This window comes from Bacillus sp. F9_6S_D1_P_5 (genome assembly GCF_054823925.1).
Genome location: NZ_JBTREW010000010.1, coordinates 50337 through 69767 on the forward strand (window position 1 = coordinate 50337; position 19431 = coordinate 69767).

Consider the following 19431-nt stretch of genomic DNA (forward strand, 5'->3'; position numbering starts at 1 on the left):
TTATTCTCCTTTAATTGGGATCGTAGCGCTTGCTTTCGTTAACGTAACGCTATAAATTTGGGAATCAAGCTTTTTAACTGTACCGTAAGAGAATGAGCCAGTTTGTATCTTCTTACCTTCTTCTACACGTATAATTGTGGAAGTGTGGTTTGGTAACCCTTTATATGCAATGTGAACTGTATCATCTTCATAAGAAACATCTAGGTCACCAGTTTGATAAATTTTCATAGAAGCAGTTGCTTCACTTTGGGTCATACTTTTTATATAAGGATATCTTTCTCGTATTTCTTTAATTGTCGTTTTATAAGCTTTAAATAATTCTTCCCATGTTAAGTTACCCGAGCGTTTTTCATCAAGGATATCATCTGGATGGACGAAATGTGAGATAACCCCTAAATTTGCGGTAACATCAGCTAAAATAAATTGTTCTTCATCTGGGATAGCATAGCCACTCGTAATACGCGGGAAGTGATAAATGTTTTTGTTGTGTTCATCTGGCCCAAATTCTTGAATTAAACTGCCGTTACTTTTACTTCCTACATATAGAGAAGCAACTGTTTCCATAGTTGGAACTGCATCGTTTAATGCACTTAATCCAGTTGTATTTATAATATTGGATGGTGGTACATAAGTTTTTAGTTTTTCGTTTGGAAAGAAGTTATACACGAGTTTTTGTAGAGCATCTAAGGAGCTCTCCATATCCTCTTTTGAATTCCATGGAACATATTCAAGTGCTTTATCTACTGGGTCTGGTGGTAATAATAAAGGTTGATGGTTATAGCCGTGAATACCGATTTCTCCACCGTGACTTAATAGTTCTCTCCCAAATAATAAATAGGTATTTCTATTTTTACTTGTGAAATCTTCAAAAGGTGGCGTTACTTTATTTTGGTATGTCCCAATTGCAACACCCGTATATTTAATATCAAGCTCTTCAGAGATATCCTTCATATTTTTCCACCAATGTTTTTTATAAAATTCTTCAACAGAAATTTTTTCTGTTGTTAAGTTTTTTAGTTCTCCACTTGGAATTGGAGATGGGAAGTCATCGATATACATAATCTCCGCTCCAAGTTGTGCTGTAGCGAAAGTCGGGAAAATAGTACCCAGTGATTGAACGAACATACCTCTACCTAATTTATCGTTCAATGCTGTTGTATTCCAATATAAGACTTTTCCTTCACCGTAGTCATTGGTCCAAAGGATGGGAGTATCTTCTGCCGTAATCCAAGTATTAGTTGTATTCTCATTTAGCGTAATATTCATTGAGCTATGAGTAAACAATGGAGAAGAACTTGAGAGATCAGGATAACCAGGGAATAAAACTTCTTCAAAGGTTAATCCTTTCGCATCTTTGAAGCCTCCTTTTTTTGTAATACCAAATAATGTGTTCCAGGAAGGATCTGAATCCAGTCGGTTTGCGATAATAATTCTTCCGCCCATTTGTACAAAATTTTGAATATCAGCTTGTGGAAGTTGCGCCATTAGTTCACCTGTAATAATAATCCCTGTATAAGGAGAGGGAGTAAGTGTCTTAATTTCATTAACTGTAATGTCTTTATAATGTAGGTGGGCATAGTCCATTGCCTTTTTTGTATGAAACGTAACTTGTTCCCCTAATTTATTATCTGTCGTTAAAACGTAGAATTGCATTTGTTGGCCATTTGGATTTACATTTTTCGCTGTTACTGTTTTAACGGCAGTTGTTTCCCTAGTTTTAGGAACAGAAAAAATCCTATAAAAATTATCTGTTCGATATATTAAGATAGATATGATTAAGAGAAGTAAAGTAACACTGATAACCCCGATATATATATTAATGCTCTTCTTCAATGTGTATGCCTCCAAACTGCCCTACAAATAACTGATACTTACGTGGTAGAATATGAATTTTTTTTGTAGATGTTAGATTATCAATTAATTTGTAAAGTTTGTCCCATAATTGTTGTTCGTAATATAGTTCCAGTAATCCGACATAACCGTAATATGATTCAGGATTAAGGTGGATAAGGTGTGAAAATTGTTCTTCGGATTCTACATATTGTTTTTTGTATAGAAGTAGATTTCCAAGTTGAAAAGAGTAGAGCAATTCGTTAGGGAAAAATTCTATACTTTGTATGATGAAACTCATAAATTCATTAATTGTATTTTCTTTTTGTTGATTAGAAAGTAGGCCGCTTTCTATATACCTTAAGTAATTAGAAACCAATTCTTCTGCAATGTCATTTTGAGGATGCTGCAGAAATTGTTTATTTAAGTATCCAATCTGTTTTTCATAACGTTCATTTAGTAAATTAATCGTAGTCGCAGCATAATGTACAGTTTCAGGATCTTTATGATGAATTGCTTCTTTCAATAATCCACCTTCATTAGAAATGGTAGAAGAACTTAATTGTACAATGAGTTGCTTATGTAACTCTGGTTTATCAATTTCTAATCCAGAGGAAAATGAAATAAGGTCCATATCTTGTTTAGCGGATTCCAAAATCTCTTCATAATTATCAACTTGAAAGGAAACATAATCAGAATACTGTTGTAGCCACTCTGTTTTGGAACGTTTTATATTAAGTAGTAACATAATTACTGATACAATGAGCCCAAGAAGTGGAAAAAGGAGAGAGACAATTAAGCAAAATTCAATAATTCCTTTTTTATTTTCTGAAATTAAACCTTTCGTAAATCGAAATAAGAGAAAAATTAAAATAGCATATATAATATAAAGAAGGAGGAAAATCATTAGAATATCACTCCTTCAGCAGAGAGCGCATTTTGTATACGGGTTTTAACTTGTAATAAAAACTTTTCTTCGGTACCAGGTAATAAAATCATGATTTTTTGGTGGGTTGTGCTATAACTGAAGATGTCAATATCACGTAAATGTGCTTTTAAGATTGAATTTATTACTTGTAAAGAATCTTGTGATGCATGGAACTCAAAATAGGAATATGGATATGATAATGTTTCGTAACGTTTTTGTTCTATTTTTAATAAATGTTCAAATTCGTCTTCATAGTAAATACTTGTTTTAGGGAATGTACGCTCTTCTTGGTTAGATACCCAAATGTTAGAAGCGTTTTGTAAACGGTCGCCCATCCAGCGTAAATACCATGTGAAAAGTTCGAATTGTTCAGAAGTTATTTTGGAGAATTCTATTTCATCTAAAATAATGATGTATTGCACATTATCTTGGAATAAGACGGGACCAACTAAAAGTGGTGCGTCTTGAAAATCTTCTTTTGTACGGAAAAATGGTCGATTATGAGCTAATGCATTTTTGATCACTGATGAAGAGTTCTTAACAAAAATGGATTGAGGTAAAGTGTTTTCACCCGTGTCAAATCTTAATTTAATACGAAGAGATTGTTTACTGTTATCTACGTGATAAATACCAATTTTTTTTGCACCAAAATATGTTTTTAATACATTCATTCCTTCATCTAATACAATTTCGGGATGTGTATGATTTAAGGCTTTAAACATATGGTACATTTTAGATAAGTGATTATTTGATTCAAGCACACGGGAACGAAGTGTAATACGTGTTTCATCCAATTGTTTAATAACATATTTTAGCTCTTTATTTTCAGATTTGAGTTCAGTATTTATCATATGTATATCTTCATAACGTTCTTTTTGTGAAGTACTCATTAACCCGCAATATAAACTAATCACAAGCAAGAAAATCCAACTTATCCAATCATCTGATGAATAAAAGTAAAGTAGTACATCATCACCCTTATATATACCGGTTATAAAAATATAAATTATTGATTCTAGAAATGTGAAAAGCGCAATTGATATACCGTATCGGCTAGAAATAATTAATGTAATAAATAAAACTATGAAATATTCATGTGTAGATGTAAAAAAATCAGTTAATATTGAGAGAACAAATAGAGCAATAAAGAGAATAGTAGGTTCAATCAATTTCATAAATAAATTGGATTGCTTATAGTGCATAAATAGACTCCTTCTTTCATTTACCAATTTAGCTCCTAGGAATAATACATGAAGTAAAATAAACAGGTATTTTAAAATATATATTTTTTGCAGAATACAAGTTATTTTATCAATAGGGATATGGTAAATTCAAGAGAAATAAATTCTAAATTTTGTTAATCCATGTTGTTTTTGAATAATTTTTATAAAATAACGACATTTCACTAAAGTTTTAAGATATAAAAGATAAAAATATTACTATAGTAGTATAGGAGGTAATGTAATTATGAGTTGGAAACGTTCCATCTGTTTTTTTTCTATATTTTCTTTTCTTTTTTCTTCAAATACAGCAGCACAAGTAAATGCTGTGAACCCAGTCTTAAAAAATGTGCAAAGTTATAAAATTTATTATGGCGACGCAAATGAGCAAGTAATTGAAAGGCTTTCGAAGTATGACATGGTTATTATCGAGCCTTATGCATTTACAAGAGAGCAGGTTCAACAATTAAAAAAATCAGGAACTGTAGTTCTCGGCTACGTTAGTGTTTTAGAATTAGAAGTTTGGCATAAATCACAAGTAATGGAGTCAGATTATTATTATAGAGACGGCGAGAAAATGAAAATTGAACAGTGGGATACATATATTATGAATTTAGCTGACAACCATTATCGGAGTATTATCATTAACAAAGTAAAACAGCAAATTAGTGGGAAAGGTATGGATGGGGTATTTTTAGACACTGCTGGTGATATCGACGATTATTTTTATAATCAGCCAACCATACAAGAAAAGTTTAGAGTGGCATATCTAAATTTATTAAAGGAAATTAAAAGTGTCGATTCTAAATTATTGTTTGTACAGAATTGGGGATTTGAAACGATTAAAAGTGCGACTTTAAATTTTATCCATGGTGTACTATGGGAAGATTTTAATAAACACGTTATTGCAGAAGATCAATGGAGCCAAAATTGGATGCGTTATTTTAAACAACAGAGCAATAAAATTGTAACGTTTACTGTAACTCCAGATGATGTATCAAAAAAATATAGTACTATAAATGGGTTTATTCCTACAATAAATCCAAATGATATTTATGATCATTAAAATAGTATTGAATATGTACCTTGAGAGCAATAATACTCTTTTTTCTAGAGAAGGAAAAAGAGTATTATTGCTCTAGAAGGTATCAGATTTATTAGGAATGATAATATGGATGCGTTATATCTTCATTAATTTTAACCAGTTGTTTATGGTATACGGTATTGCTTTCTTGAGTTGTATAAGGCGGGTCACTACGGCCAAAACAATTTGCAACTATATTAGCGTGCTTACGATAAGAAATGCGGATTTCATAAAAATTAACAGATTCATTTAAATCTGCAAAAAAGACCGCTAAATGATTTGCAGCTAAAGGATACGGGAAGCTCGCTTCCGTCTTCTCACCAAGTAATATAGGTAATTTCACCGGATTAGAATAATTAGACCAATCCCAAACCTCTATATTTATATGCATCTAGATTTACAATGTTTACTACTGCAGAAACAGTAGCGGGTTCTCTCGTTAAAACACCAGTTGAGTAAATAGGAAAGTGAATTGGATAATGAAGAGGCATAAATATCAGACCTTTCTAATTTAATATGATTGTACAATATTCTATGCAGATCATTGATAGAAGGAGATAGGGGAAATGCATTATTCTATCAATTTTTTATAGAAATCTAAAATGTAATATTGAATAATATTCCAATACTTGTATCATTGTTAAAGTGCGTTTATAATCAAATAATCCTATTAGCTTTTTAGTTGAATTACGTATTATTGAAAGCGTTTTTATCGTGTGATACATTTTGTTTGAAATCATTACTGTATGGCATGCATGAAAGGGATTTTTTTATTGTTTTTTAAGGTAGGAAGTCTGACTTATTTTCGAAAAAACTTTGTATGTAGTTGTAAGTAAGAAGGAAAATAAGGATTAATATAATTTTTACAAGATAGGGAGGGTATGGTGTGAAAATATAAGGTTTTCACATGAGGATATATGGGTTATGTAGGATTATTACTTTCGGGTGCAGCTTTATTTTTAAATAGTCTTGTTATATTAGGAAAAGCAGAGATGAAAAGTGCGGGTGTTTTTAATTTATTTGTGGGTGCACTACAAATTATTATTCCGTTCTATTTGATTATGATTTCTGACCAAAGCAATTGGACGGTATATTCATATGCAGCTACTTTCTTATTTGGATTAACCTATTTATATGTAGGTGTTACTTTTATAAAAGGAATGGATAGTAGCGGTCTAGGGTGGTTTTGTATTTGGGTAGCAATTATTGCTTTATTCTATATGGTTGTTTCATTTGTTCAATTCCACGATGTTGTGAATGCATTAACGTGGTTTATGTGGGCATTACTTTGGTACTTGTTCTTTGTATTAAATACACAAAAAAAGAATATCAATCAATATCTTGGAAGAATTGCTTTCGTACAATCATGGGTAACATTAACGTTGCCTTCACTCTTTTATTTTATGGGAGTATGGGGCGAGGGATTCGTATATGATCTATGGGTTTATGTATCCGTAATTTCTATTTTATACTTCTGTTATTGTATTTATAAATATCGAGTACGTTAATATACTTTCTGTAGAAAAGCATGGAATCGTTAAACGAATTTCATGCTTTTTTTATATGAGCATTTATAATAGAGAGGGAGTATTTTACAATTTATCAAAATGGGGATGATGAAATTGAAAAAAGTATTAGTACTAGGGGGAACAAGATTTTTTGGTAAACATTTAGTAGAAGCACTGTTGCAAAATGGACACGATGTAACGATTGCGACGAGAGGAATTACGGAAGATTCTTTTGGCAGTAGAGTAAAAAGACTTATTGTAGATAGAGAAGATGGAAAACAACTAGCAGAGCGTCTAGAAGATAAGAGTTATGATATCGTATACGATAATTTATGCTATAGCTCGAATGCAGCGAAGGTAATATGTGAAGTGTTAAGAGAGAAAACGAAGAAATACGTTATGACGTCTTCAATGGCTGTTTATGAGCCAGCGATAGGCTTGTTAGAAGAGGACTTTAATCCGTATGAGTATGTTATTACATATGGGGATAGGAAGGATTTTAATTATGGTGAAGGCAAGCGATTAGCTGAAGCTGTTGTATTTCAACAAGCAACATTCCCAGTTGTTGCAGTGCGTTTTCCAGTTGTTATTGGAGAAAATGATTATACGAAAAGGTTACAATTTTATGCTGAGCATATTGTAAGGCAAGAGCCTATCGCTGTGAATCATCTAGATGGAGAGTTGTCGTTTATACATGAAGAAGAAGCTGGAGAATTTTTAGCTTGGTGCGGGATAGAAAGTATAGAAGGGCCAATGAATGCTTGTAGCAACGGAGTAGTTTCTACTCGAGAAATGATTCATTTCATAGAAGGAAATACGGGAATAAAAGCACTCGTTCAACAGGTAGGAGATCATGTAGCACCTTATAATGAAGTGATTAATTGTACATTACATAATGGAAAAGCTAATGAATTAGGATTCACGTTCCGAGAGTTGAAAATAGAAATAGAAAAGGTATTACGTTATTACTTACATGCAATGGAATAATCATAAATCCCCCGGTGGCAATCCGGGGGATTCTGGAGGATTTCGACAATACTAATTTTACATTACCAAATTTACCTTATACGCACGACTAATGTGTTTGTGATTGAATTGCTTGTAAATACTTTTCATTTACCCGGTCCCAGTTCACCGTATGCCACCAGTTGGTAACAAATTCTGGGCGCCGATTTTGATACTTTAAATAATAGGCATGCTCCCATACATCGATGACGAGTAATGGAATCTTACCTTCTTGCAGAGGTGTATCTTGATTAGGTGTACTCATAACAGTAAGTTCCTCACCATCAAGGACAAGCCACCCATAGCCACTTCCAAAACGGCTAATCGCTGCTTTGGACAATTGATCTTTTAAGTTGTCAAAGGTATTGAAATAATAATCAATTACTTTTGCAACGTCTCCATTAGGTTCGCCGCCACCGCGTGGGCTCATTACTTCCCAAAACAGACTATGACAATAATGTCCACCACCGTTATTTCTGACAGCTGTAACAATTTCCTTTGGTAAAGTTTCTAAATTACATAGTAACTCTTCTAAAGATTTATTATGTAATTCCGTATAGTTTTCTAAAGCCGCATTCAAATTATTTACGTATGTCGCATGATGTTTTCCATGATGAATAGAAAGTGTGTTGCTATCAATATATGGCTCTAGTTCATCATAGTCATATGAAAGCTTTGGCAATTGAAATGAAGACATGACATTCCCTCCTTTCTCATTAAAAGTTGGTCTAGGTAAAAATAATTTACCTGAGTCAAAAATACACCTATTTTTTATACAAGTCAATAGTAATCTCTTTAATTTTCTGAAAAATATTACAATAAAAGTAACACTTCGACTTTCATTTGTGACTCTTATTCTTTTTGCTTATACTGTAAAGTAGTAACGTTTTGTTGAAATAGAAGGAGATCGTTTATGAGTAAAACGAAACAATTAATAGAGGAAGCGAGTCAGTTTATTACGATTTGCTACAAAGAGCTTAATAAAGAACAATTCATAGAAGAACGCATGAAAGAAATTCAAGTTGAGATAGAGAACACAGGGACGTATGAGCATACATTTGAAGAACTTGTTCATGGATCGCGCATGGCATGGCGCAATAGTAATCGATGTATTGGAAGACTATTTTGGAGTAAGATGCACATATTAGATGCACGTGAAGTAAATGATGAAGAAGGTGTATATAATGCATTAATTCATCATATTAAATATGCAACGAATGACGGAAAAGTAAAACCGACCATTACAATCTTTAAGCAATATCAAGGTGAAGAAAATAATATACGAATTTATAATCACCAATTGATTCGATATGCAGGATATAAAACAGAAATGGGAGTGATTGGTGACTCTCATTCCGCTGCGTTTACGAATTTTTGTCAGGAGCTTGGCTGGCAAGGAGAAGGTACGAATTATGATGTATTGCCACTTGTGTTTTCTGTCGATGGAAAAGAACCTGTATATAAAGAAATTCCTAAAAAAGAAGTGAAAGAGGTACCGATTGAACATCCAGAGTATCCAATCTCATCTTTAGGAGTAAAGTGGTATGGAGTACCGATGATTTCAGATATGCGCCTAGAGATTGGCGGTATTTCTTATACTGCTGCTCCGTTCAATGGATGGTATATGGGTACAGAAATTGGTGCCCGTAATTTAGCGGATCATGATCGTTATAATTTACTGCCAGCCGTTGCAGAGATGATGAATCTCGATACATCTAGAAACGGTACGTTGTGGAAAGATAAGGCGTTAATTGAGTTGAATATTGCCGTACTAAACTCTTTTAAAAAACAAGGAGTTAGTATTGTGGACCATCATACTGCTGCACAACAATTTCAGCAATTTGAGAAACAAGAAGCTGCTTGTGGACGGGTTGTAACAGGGAATTGGGTGTGGCTCATTCCACCGTTATCTCCAGCTACTACTCATATTTATCATAAACCGTATCCGAATGAAATTTTAAAGCCGAATTTCTTTCATAAATAGTTTGTAGTATAGGGCATTTTCTATAAAAATATAATTTTTTTTAATTACTGTTATGTAGCAAATGGAAGCCTTTACGCTCGGTTATTTTTGGAAGGTGCTTTTTGAACCAAGCAGTTCCTTATGTTATAATCAAATTTCTGTTTCGAAGACCTTATAGAAATATAAGGTCTTTTATTTTGCTTTTTTATGTAATAGGAATAGAAATTTTCTTTTAAATAAGGGATTTAGCATATTTTTAGGGACAACATAAGTGTGTGGAAAAATTGATGAATTATTATGCTTATATAATCATTATGTTTTGGGTGTAAACGATAAAACATAATAAAGTTGTTTTTTTAGATTGCTGAGGAAGGAGGAAGTGTAAATGAGAATGAAGAGTCGAAAAACAGATTGGCCTGTATTTCTTATTAGTGGTGGCTTACTTTTATTATTTGTAATTGCAGTTTTCTTAAATAAAAGTTACGTAGAGGAAGTTATTAATAGCAGTTTTGCAGCTTCAATTAAATACTTTGGTGCCTTTTGGCAGGTTTTACTAATTGGTACATTTATTGTTGCAATGTGTATGGCGTTCTCAAAATATGGGAGAGTTAAACTTGGGGGATTAGAAAAACCTGAGATTAGTACGACAAAATGGCTTGCTATTATTATGTCTACATTACTGGCCGGAGGTGGCGTTTTTTGGGCAGCAGCAGAGCCGATGTACCACTTGATGACAGTGCCACCGATACATGAAGGTATAACTGCTGGAACGAAAGAAGCGGTAATGCCTGCTTTAGCACAAAGTTATATGCACTGGGGTTTCCTCGCTTGGACGATTTTAGGTACAATTAGTGCGGTAGTTATGATGTACGGACATTATCATAAAGGTATGCCGTTAAAACCTCGAACGCTTTTATATCCTATTTTTGGAGAGAAATTGCGAAAGAGTTGGCTTGGAACAATGATTGATGTATTTGCCATTATTGCGGTAGCTGCAGGGACGATTGGTCCAATCGGATTTTTAGGACTACAAGCAAGTTATGGGTTACAAGCATTGTTTAATATTCCTGATGTGTTTACTACTCAATTAGCTATTATTGTTTGTGTAGTAGCGGTTTCTACTATATCTGCGGTAACGGGAATTGATAAAGGGATTCAAATTATAAGTAATTTAAATGTTAGGTTAGCAGTTTTATTAATGGTATTCGTATTACTGTTTGGACCAGGTGGATTTATTATTGATTCATTTGTTTCTTCATTTGGATTTTATATAAATGAATTTATTCCAATGAGCACATATCGTGGTGATACAGGTTGGTTAGGATCGTGGACAATCTTTTTCTGGGGATGGTTTATTGGATATGGACCGATGATGGCAATTTTAGTGAGCCGTATTTCAAGAGGAAGAACAATCCGAGAAATTATCGTTGCAATTGGAATTATTGCACCTATTATTACAACGTTTTGGTTTACAATACTAGGGGGATCAGGTGTGTTTTATGAGTTAATGAAGCCTGGTTCTATATCGACAGCATTAAGTGAATCTGGTATGCCAGCAGCTATGATTGCAATTACAGAGCAACTGCCACTCTCAAATATTATTGGACCCGCGTTTCTTTTATTAACAATTTTATTTGTAGTAACAACAGGAGATTCAATGGCGTATTCAATTTCAATGGCAGTGACTGGAGATGGAGATCCTAGAATTAGCTTGCGAGTGTTTTGGTCGCTTATTATGGGAACAGTTGCTGCGATTCTTTTATACATGGGTGAGGGAAGTATTAATGCGCTGCAATCATTCATCGTAGTAACAGCTGTCCCGGTATCTATTCTGTTATTCCCAATGCTATGGCTAGCGCCAAAAGTTGCAGGGGAATTAGCTTTAAAGCAAGGTATTGTAAAAGAAGAAGAGAAAACCTCCTTCTTGTTCCAAAAAGCTAGTAAATCAAAATAAATAATTGTATTTATATAAAAAGAGGAAGCATCTCATTTGAGATACTTCCTCTTTCCTATTTATCCAACTATTTTTCTTGAAGGATACAGTTTCAATCTATTCTAGTACTTTATCCTTCGTCTCTGGAACACATAATAGCATCGTAACTAAACCGATTGGATAGATAATGAAGATGAGAGATAATGCTCCCATTAAATTCCCACCTGCAGCAAGCAATCCGATAATAACCGGTCCAAATCCAGCTAAACCACGTCCTGTACCGAAAATAAAGTTTTCTGCTGTAGAGCGAGCTTCAGCAGGATAGTTTTCAGCTAAAACTGCTCCGAATCCTCCCATCATGCCATTTGCAAAGAATCCAAGCAATGCGCTTCCCCATAATAATAATGTTGAGTCTGTGAATAAGAAGAAGTAAATGAGACAGTATATAGTACCACCGACATAATAGATTGTAAAAGTTTTACGGCGACCAATTTTATCGGCTAGAATACCAAAAGTTGCAATCCCAATTAGCATGCCGATCGTAGAGATGAACATCCAACCGCTCGCCTTTGCTAATGTGTAGTTATATTTATTCGCTAAAATAGTTGGCATCCATGTAAAGATGCCATAATATCCGAAGTTCTGGATGAATGACATAATAATAAGACCAATTGTTGTTATCGTTACTTTTTTATTTGCGAACAGCTTTCGAAGTGGGAACTTTTTCATTTGTTTTAGCTGTTCTGCTTCAGTAGTTGTTAAATTACCTTCAACCTCTTTTTGTAACAACTCTTTCTTGTATCTTTGTTTCTGTTCCCATATTTTCGGTTCACTTAAACTTTTGCGTACATAAACAGCTAATAAAGCGGGAATGAGTCCAAATAAGAAAACAGCTCTCCATCCAAAATGCGGGACGATAAACGCTGGAAGGAGTGAAGCGACTAGTACGCCGAATTGCCATCCAAGTGCAACAACGGATGTTGCTTTAGCACGCATTTCTTTAGACCATGTTTCAGTTACGATGGCCATTCCAATCCCGAATTCACCACCAACTCCCATTCCAACTAAAAAGCGAAGAATTAATAATTGCCAATAATCTGTTGCGAAATAAATGAGTGCTGTTGCGAGTGAAAATAGTAAAATCGTGAAGGCCATCGTACGGATACGACCAAATAAATCAGCGATAAATCCAAACAAGTAGGACCCGATTAGCATCCCTATTGTAGTAGCTAATGTTAAGTTTCCACCTTCAACAGGGCTTAAATGAAACTCTTTTAAAATGTAGACGAGTACGAAAGATAAGAGCAACATATCTAAACCTTCTGCTGCATATCCTAGCGCGGAACCAAATAATGTTTTATATCTTTTCTCTTTCGTCTCCTCTGTTGTTGATTGTACATCAGTAGTGACGCTCATCATTACTCCTCCTTATTTTTCTACAGTCGCTATGGAAGAATAACAAAAGGCCTTCTCACCTGATATGATGAGAAGGCCAAAAAGTCATACGTATCCCTAAAAAAGGGCATACGTATAGTATATTCCGACTTCCTTCTCAACCTCACGGGGTTGGGTTAAAGGACTGTATTATATTACTTTATTTTTAGCACTCTTCTATTACATTGTCAAATAAAGAGGGAATTGTTATGTGTAAAATATTTCAAAAGGCATGTCATTCTTCTTGACGTCCACTTCATTATTTTCCCATAATAAAACTAACTCATATAAAAAGGAATGAATCACAGATGCTAAATTTAGTACTTATGATGATTGAACGTGTCGGACTTATTGTTATTTTAGGATTTTTACTTTCTCATATTAAAACGTTCAGGCGCCTTCTTCATAAGCAAGATGGATATGTAGATAAGCTTAAGCTTATTTGTATTTTTTCAGTGTTTACAATTGTAAGCAATTACACAGGGATTGAAATTGCCGGGAATACAATTATGAAAGAAAATTGGCTACAAGGTGTTTCGTCATCGAGTACAATTGCGAATACACGTATTATGGGTGTTGGAATTAGTGGGTTGCTTGGTGGTCCTATCGTCGGCATTGGAGTAGGATCGATTGCGGGTATTCACCGTTATATGCTTGGCGGGACGACAGCACTAAGCTGTGCAATTTCGTCAATTTTAGCAGGTATTATAACGGGGTATATTGGATATATTTTCAAAAAATATAATCGTGCAATTACACCTAAATTTTCAGCGGTTTTAAGTGTGTTTATCGTTTCTTTAGAAATGATTATGATCCTATTAATCGTAGAGGATGGGAGTAGTATCGTGAAAACAATTGCGATACCAATGATCCTTGTAAATAGTTTCGGGAGTTTTATTTTACTTTCTATGATACAAGCTATTTTGCGTCAGGAAGAAAATGCGAAAGCCCTGCAAACGCATAAAGTATTACGAATTGCTGACAAAACATTACCATATTTTCGCCGCGGATTAACAGAAGATTCTTGTAAACATGTGGCACAAATTATTCACCGCTTTACGGGAACAGATGCGGTATCCTTAACAGATACAGAGAAAATATTAGCTCACGTTGGATTAGCATCAGATCACCATATTCCTTCACATAGCTTAATAACTGGTTTATCGAAAGAAGTGTTGAACACAGGAAAAATAATGAAAGCGAAATCGCGTGAAGTTATTAATTGTCAACATGAAGGTTGCCCTTTGCAAGCGGCGATCGTTATTCCACTAACTTCACATGGAAATACAATTGGGACATTAAAACTGTATTTTAAAAATTCTAATCAGTTAAGTCGTGTGGAAGAGGAATTAGCAGAAGGGTTAGCAAAAATATTCTCTACACAACTTGAATTAGGTGAAGCTGAGTTGCAAAGTAAATTATTGCAAGATGCAGAGATAAAAGCATTACAAGCACAAATTAACCCACACTTTTTATTTAATGCGATTAATACAGTTTCAGCTTTATGCCGAACAGATGTAGAGAAGGCAAGGAAGTTATTATTACAGCTTAGCGTGTATTTCCGTTGTAATTTGCAAGGGGCACGCCAATTACTTATTCCATTAGAACAAGAGTTAAATCATGTACATGCATATTTATCGTTAGAACAAGCGAGGTTTCCGAATAAGTATGAAGTGAAAATGTACATTGAGGAAGAGTTAAAGACGACCTTAGTTCCACCATTTGTACTGCAGTTATTAGTTGAAAATGCGTTGCGCCATGCTTTTCCGAAAAAGCAACCGGTGTGTCAAGTTGAGGTACATGTATTTGAAAAAGAGGAGATGGTTCATTTTGAAGTACAAGATAATGGACAAGGGATTGAGAGTGAACGTCTAGGACAATTAGGAAAAATGGTAGTTCCATCAAAAAAAGGGACTGGAACAGCTTTATATAATATTAATGAACGACTTATCGGATTATTTGGGAAAGAGACAATGCTTCAAATTGAAAGTGAATTAGAGCAAGGGACAAAAATCTCCTTCGTAATCCCGAAAAAAGTAGGGGAGGAAAAACGGAGTGTTAAAAGTATTAGTAGTTGACGATGAAATGTTAGCACGTGATGAGTTGAAATATTTATTAGAACGAACAAAAGAAGTAGAAATAATTGGAGAGGCTGATTGTGTAGAAGATGCATTGGAAGAGCTAATGAAAAACAAACCAGATATCGTTTTCCTAGATATTCAGTTATCTGATGATAACGGATTTGAAATCGCAAATATATTAAAGAAGATGAAAAATCCACCTGCAATTGTGTTTGCGACTGCCTACGATCAATACGCACTGCAAGCATTTGAAGTAGATGCGTTAGACTACATTTTAAAGCCATTTGATGAAGAACGTATCGTACAGACATTAAAGAAATATAAAAAGCAAAAACAAATAAAATTAGAAACAAAACAGGAAGTAAAGAGTGTAGACGTAGCGACCGAGATGCATAAATTAGCATTACCAATTGAGGAATCGATCGTACTTGTGAATATTGAAGATATTATATATGTAGGACTTGTGGACGGAAAAGTGACAGTGAAAACGATGAAGGAAACATATGTAACACATGATACACTTGTCATTTTGGAAAAGAAGTTGCCGCAAGCAAGTTTTATGCGTGTTCATCGTAGTTTTATTGCAAATATTAATCATATTACAGAAATACAACCGTGGTTCAATTCTACTTATAATTTAATTATGAAAGAAGGATCAAAAGTACCTGTTAGCCGTACATATGCAAAAGAACTCAAAAAGCTACTTCGTATTTAAGAAGTAGCTTTTTGTATTTCATCTACCTATTTTTGTAACTAATTTTGTATATTTGACGTTCTATTATGCAAACGCTTACAGTTTTGTTTGTATCTTATACAATAAAGGTACCAAATCGAAAGAGGTGGCCAAAATGAGTACGAAAAAAGTATATAGTTTCTTATCACAAGCATTCATATTTTCAGCTATTATGTTAGTTTCTAATATTATTGCAACACATTTACCAATTCCAATGCCTTCATCGGTGATCGGATTAGTCATTTTATTTAGCTTATTATGTTTAAAAGTTATTAAATTGGAGCAAGTTGAATCACTTGGAACAGCTTTAACAGGTATTATCGGATTCCTTTTCGTCCCATCAGGTATTTCAGTTATTAATTCTCTTGGTGTAATGGGACAATATTTTGTACAAATTCTAACTGTAATTGTTGTAGCAACAATTATTTTACTCGCTGTAACAGGGCTATTTGCACAATTCATTTTAGGAAAAGAAGACAAACAAACAGAAGATACGAAAGAATTGAAAGTAGTAAATAAAGGACGCAAGCACGGAAAAGTTGCGTAACGAATTTAGCGTATATATTGTTAGGAGGGAATGAACATGGCAAGCACAATGACTCCATATTTCGGAATTGTAGTTTCATTGATCGCATACGGAATCGGAACATTATTATTTAAGCATTCAAAAGGATTCTTCTTATTCACACCATTATTCGTAGCGATGGTATTAGGAATTGTCTTTCTAAAAGTAGGTAATTTTACTTTCGAAGAATATAATACTGGTGGAAAAATGATTAGTTTCTTCTTAGAACCAGCAACAATCGCGTTTGCAATTCCATTATATAAACAAGTGGATAAGTTAAAAAAATATTGGTGGCAAATTTTATCGGCTATCGTAGTTGGATCTATTTGCTCAGTAATTGTCGTATTCATTGTTGCAAAAGCAATTGGTTTAGATACAGCAGTAATGAATTCAATGTTACCACAAGCAGCAACAACAGCAATTGCGTTACCAATCTCTGAAAGTATTGGTGGTATACCAGCAATTACATCGTTTGCAGTTATTTTTAACGCAGTTATTGTATACGCATTAGGAGCATTATTCTTAAAAACATTTAGAGTAAAACATCCAATTGCAAAAGGTTTAGCACTTGGAACAGCAGGTCACGCATTAGGAGTGGCAGTAGGAATTGAAATGGGTGAAGTAGAGGCAGCTATGGCAAGTATTGCTGTAACAGTAGTTGGGGTTGTAACTGTAGTTGTCATACCGATGTTTATGCCATTCATTGGCTAGTAAAACTTACTTAAAAAATGAGAAAAGCAAGCTATTTGTAGGACAGATTTCTACTGATAGCTTGCTTTTTATGTTACAGTAGTGGTAAGACCTATATTAAAAAGGTAAGTTTCCTTAAATCTTCATTAATACTGTGTAGAATACGTTTTGAATTAGGTCATTGTATTGTAAAATAAGAAGTAAGCTACTATAAGGTCTGCTAAGAGAGACATATAATAAGCTTATAAAAATCTTTATATGAATGAATAATTAAAGGTAGAGAAGAGAGAAAAAATCTACTTATTAACGTTTTACTTTATAGGACAGGAGAGAGTACTCGTCGATTATGCAAATAAAAAACCTGTTTCAAAGCAAAGGATTTCAGAGGTTACTCGTATTAGTAATACTTGCTCTCGTGTTATACGGGCTGCAAAGTATGTTGAATTTAATTTTAATTACGTTTATTCTCACGTATTTAATGGATCGATTCCAAAAGTTTATTTCTCGTAAATTAGATCATTTCATGCCCATTAATAGGAAAATTATTATAGCATTTCTATATGTCATGTTAATTGGTGGAATTGCTATTACGCTATTTAAATATTTACCAGTATTAACGATACAAATTTCACAATTGATTTATCAATTTAACGTATTTTTAAGAAATCCACCAGATAGTGAATTAATTAAGTATGCAGTTAATGCTGTCAATCATATGGAACTGTCGAAGTATGTAGGACAAGGCGTTGACATTTTGTATAAATCAATTACGAATGTTGGGAAATTTGGCCTTCAAGTGTTACTTTCTTTAATTTTAAGCCTATTTTTCTTATTGGAGAAAGCTCGTATCGTGGCCTTTACTGCAAAATTTAAAGAAAGCCGACTTGCAATTTTCTATACTGAAATTGAGTACTTCGGCAAGAAATTTGCACGTTCATTCGGAAAGGTAATCGAAGCACAATTTTTAATTGCAGTAGTTAACTGTATTCTATCCGTTATTGCACTATCAATATTAGGATTCCCGCAATTATTAGGTTTAGCGTTAATGATCTTCTTACTCGGTTTAATTCCAGTAGCTGGGGTTATCATTTCGTTATTCCCGCTTTGTATGATTGCTTACAATATCGGCGGTATTATGTACGTTGTGTATGTTCTAGTTATCGTAACAGTCATCCATGCGCTTGAAAGTTACGTGTTAAATCCAAAGTTCATGTCCCAAAAAACAAACTTACCGATTTTCTATACATTTATGGTATTAATCTTCTCAGAACACTTCTTAGGTGTATGGGGATTAATTATCGGTATTCCAATCTTCATTTTCTTATTAGATGTATTAGATGTGACAAGTGATGAAATGGAGAAGGACGTTGGAAAAAAATAAAGTGAAGTAAAGAAAAAGCATCGATGTTCGATGCTTTTTCTTTTATAACATGACGTTCCTTATGCCATACTGTAAGAAGAACATAGAATAGGGGTGAAAGAATGGCTGTAAATGAAAAGGTAGAGTTAGCTACGTTTGCTGGAGGGTGCTTCTGGTGTATGGTTTCACCATTTGAAGAGATGGAAGGAATTATAGAGGTTGTTTCTGGCTATACAGGTGGTCATAAAGAGAGTCCAACATATAAAGAAGTATGTTCAGAAACGACAGGACATTATGAGGCAGTACAAATTACATTTGATGCAAATAAAATGCCGTATGAGGAGTTATTAAATATATATTGGAGACAAATTGATCCGACTGATGTAGGTGGGCAATTCCACGACCGCGGACAGTCTTACGAAACAGTGATTTTTTATCATAATGAAGAACAACATAAAAAAGCAGATGCTTCAAAAGAAGAGCTTGCAAAGAGTGGACGCTTTTCAAAGCCAATTGCGACAAAAATATTGCCAGCAGCTACGTTTTATCCAGCTGAAGACTATCACCAAGGATATCATAAGAAAAATACATTCCGCTACGAGCTATACCGTAAAGGCTCGGGACGAGATGCTTTTATTAAGCAACATTGGCCAAAAGATAATGCTCATTTAAAAGAAAAACTAAATGAGATGCAGTTTTATGTAACGCAGGAAAATGGTACAGAACCACCATTTCGAAATGAGTATTGGAATCATAAAGAAGAAGGTCTTTATGTAGACATCGTTTCAGGAGAACCGTTATTTACTTCTTTAGATAAGTTTGATAGCGGGTGTGGATGGCCTAGTTTTACGAAGCCGGTTATGTCAGCTAGTGTGAAAGAAAAAATGGATGTGAGTCATAATATGACGCGTACAGAAGTGAGAAGTAAGGAAGGAGATTCGCATCTTGGACACGTATTTTCAGACGGGCCAGGACCAGAGGGTCTTCGTTACTGTATTAACTCCGCAGCCCTTCGATTTATTCCAAAAGAAGAATTAGAGAAAGAAGGATATGGTGATTTCCTAATCTTATTCGGAAATAAAAAATAACCTCGCAGT

Annotated in this window: 16 protein-coding genes and 1 pseudogene; 11 read left to right on the top strand and 6 right to left on the bottom strand. The window is 34.1% G+C overall.

The features are described 5' to 3' along the window. The 3 genes from ACUXEY_RS14060 to ACUXEY_RS14070 are packed head-to-tail and all read right to left on the bottom strand — an operon-like array spanning position 1 to position 3960. Positions 1-1833: a DUF2194 domain-containing protein gene (locus tag ACUXEY_RS14060; RefSeq protein WP_429601689.1), complete on the bottom strand. Its 1833-nt coding sequence runs from the start codon at positions 1831-1833 to the stop codon at positions 1-3. Beyond that, positions 1817-2737: a hypothetical protein gene (locus tag ACUXEY_RS14065; RefSeq protein ID WP_461300947.1), complete on the bottom strand. Its 921-nt coding sequence runs from the start codon at positions 2735-2737 to the stop codon at positions 1817-1819. Before ACUXEY_RS14065 ends, ACUXEY_RS14060 begins: the two co-directional genes overlap by 17 nt. Further along, positions 2737-3960, bottom strand: a complete 1224-nt coding sequence (locus ACUXEY_RS14070) for a GAF domain-containing protein (RefSeq protein ID WP_429601685.1) — start codon at positions 3958-3960, stop codon at positions 2737-2739. Before ACUXEY_RS14070 ends, ACUXEY_RS14065 begins: the two co-directional genes overlap by 1 nt. A 265-nt stretch (positions 3961-4225) precedes the next feature. Here ACUXEY_RS14070 and ACUXEY_RS14075 point away from each other — a divergent pair, with 265 nt between their 5' ends. Continuing rightward, positions 4226-5044: an endo alpha-1,4 polygalactosaminidase gene (locus ACUXEY_RS14075; RefSeq protein WP_429601683.1), complete on the top strand. Its 819-nt coding sequence runs from the start codon at positions 4226-4228 to the stop codon at positions 5042-5044. A gap of 91 nt (positions 5045-5135) precedes the next feature. Here the strand turns inward: ACUXEY_RS14075 and ACUXEY_RS14080 are convergent. Next, positions 5136-5553 (bottom strand): annotated as a pseudogene (locus ACUXEY_RS14080) (hypothetical protein). A gap of 426 nt (positions 5554-5979) precedes the next feature. Here ACUXEY_RS14080 and ACUXEY_RS14085 point away from each other — a divergent pair. Both ACUXEY_RS14085 and ACUXEY_RS14090 read left to right on the top strand, forming a co-directional pair. Then, positions 5980-6570 (top strand): AmiS/UreI family transporter, encoded by a 591-nt coding sequence (locus ACUXEY_RS14085; protein ID WP_048560490.1) that lies wholly within the window; start codon positions 5980-5982, stop codon positions 6568-6570. Positions 6571-6675: 105 nt separating this feature from the next. Next, the gene (locus ACUXEY_RS14090; RefSeq protein WP_461300948.1) at positions 6676-7557 is read left to right on the top strand and encodes an NAD-dependent epimerase/dehydratase family protein; all 882 of its coding nucleotides are present in this window, start codon (positions 6676-6678) and stop codon (positions 7555-7557) included. 88 nt (positions 7558-7645) lie between these two features. On the opposite strand, the gene sodA is transcribed toward ACUXEY_RS14090, so the two are convergent. Beyond that, entirely contained in the window at positions 7646-8272 is a 627-nt protein-coding gene (gene sodA / locus ACUXEY_RS14095; protein ID WP_048527953.1) for a superoxide dismutase [Mn], read from the bottom strand. Positions 8273-8488: 216 nt separating this feature from the next. On the opposite strand from sodA, the gene ACUXEY_RS14100 reads away from it, so the two are divergent. Together ACUXEY_RS14100 and ACUXEY_RS14105 are read left to right on the top strand one after the other, a co-directional pair. Then, entirely contained in the window at positions 8489-9559 is a 1071-nt protein-coding gene (locus tag ACUXEY_RS14100) for a nitric oxide synthase oxygenase (protein WP_429601677.1), read from the top strand. Positions 9560-9923: 364 nt separating this feature from the next. Then, complete coding sequence (locus tag ACUXEY_RS14105) at positions 9924-11492, top strand: BCCT family transporter (RefSeq protein WP_461300949.1); 1569 nt, start codon at positions 9924-9926, stop codon at positions 11490-11492. Between the two features lie 96 nt (positions 11493-11588). On the opposite strand, the gene ACUXEY_RS14110 is transcribed toward ACUXEY_RS14105, so the two are convergent. After that, entirely contained in the window at positions 11589-12887 is a 1299-nt protein-coding gene (locus ACUXEY_RS14110) for an MFS transporter (RefSeq protein WP_166704395.1), read from the bottom strand. 326 nt (positions 12888-13213) lie between these two features. On the opposite strand from ACUXEY_RS14110, the gene lytS reads away from it, so the two are divergent. The 6 genes from lytS (at position 13214) to msrB (ending at position 19422) form a co-directional block, all read left to right on the top strand. Then, the gene (gene lytS, locus ACUXEY_RS14115) at positions 13214-14983 is read left to right on the top strand and encodes a two-component system sensor histidine kinase LytS (RefSeq protein WP_429601674.1); all 1770 of its coding nucleotides are present in this window, start codon (positions 13214-13216) and stop codon (positions 14981-14983) included. Continuing rightward, the gene (locus ACUXEY_RS14120) at positions 14961-15701 is read left to right on the top strand and encodes a LytR/AlgR family response regulator transcription factor (protein WP_461300950.1); all 741 of its coding nucleotides are present in this window, start codon (positions 14961-14963) and stop codon (positions 15699-15701) included. The genes lytS and ACUXEY_RS14120 overlap by 23 nt, the downstream gene beginning before the upstream one ends. Positions 15702-15834: 133 nt before the next feature. Beyond that, positions 15835-16266, top strand: coding sequence for an antiholin-like murein hydrolase modulator LrgA (gene lrgA / locus ACUXEY_RS14125; RefSeq protein WP_098344640.1), 432 nt, complete (start codon positions 15835-15837; stop codon positions 16264-16266). Positions 16267-16302: 36 nt separating this feature from the next. Continuing rightward, positions 16303-16995 (top strand): antiholin-like protein LrgB, encoded by a 693-nt coding sequence (lrgB, locus tag ACUXEY_RS14130; protein WP_000168869.1) that lies wholly within the window; start codon positions 16303-16305, stop codon positions 16993-16995. A gap of 325 nt (positions 16996-17320) precedes the next feature. Beyond that, on the top strand, positions 17321-18355 hold the full coding sequence (locus ACUXEY_RS14135) for an AI-2E family transporter (protein ID WP_429601671.1): 1035 nt from the start codon (positions 17321-17323) through the stop codon (positions 18353-18355). Between the two features lie 101 nt (positions 18356-18456). Beyond that, the gene (gene msrB / locus ACUXEY_RS14140; RefSeq protein ID WP_461300951.1) at positions 18457-19422 is read left to right on the top strand and encodes a peptide-methionine (R)-S-oxide reductase MsrB; all 966 of its coding nucleotides are present in this window, start codon (positions 18457-18459) and stop codon (positions 19420-19422) included. The last annotated feature ends 9 nt before the right edge of the window (positions 19423-19431 follow it).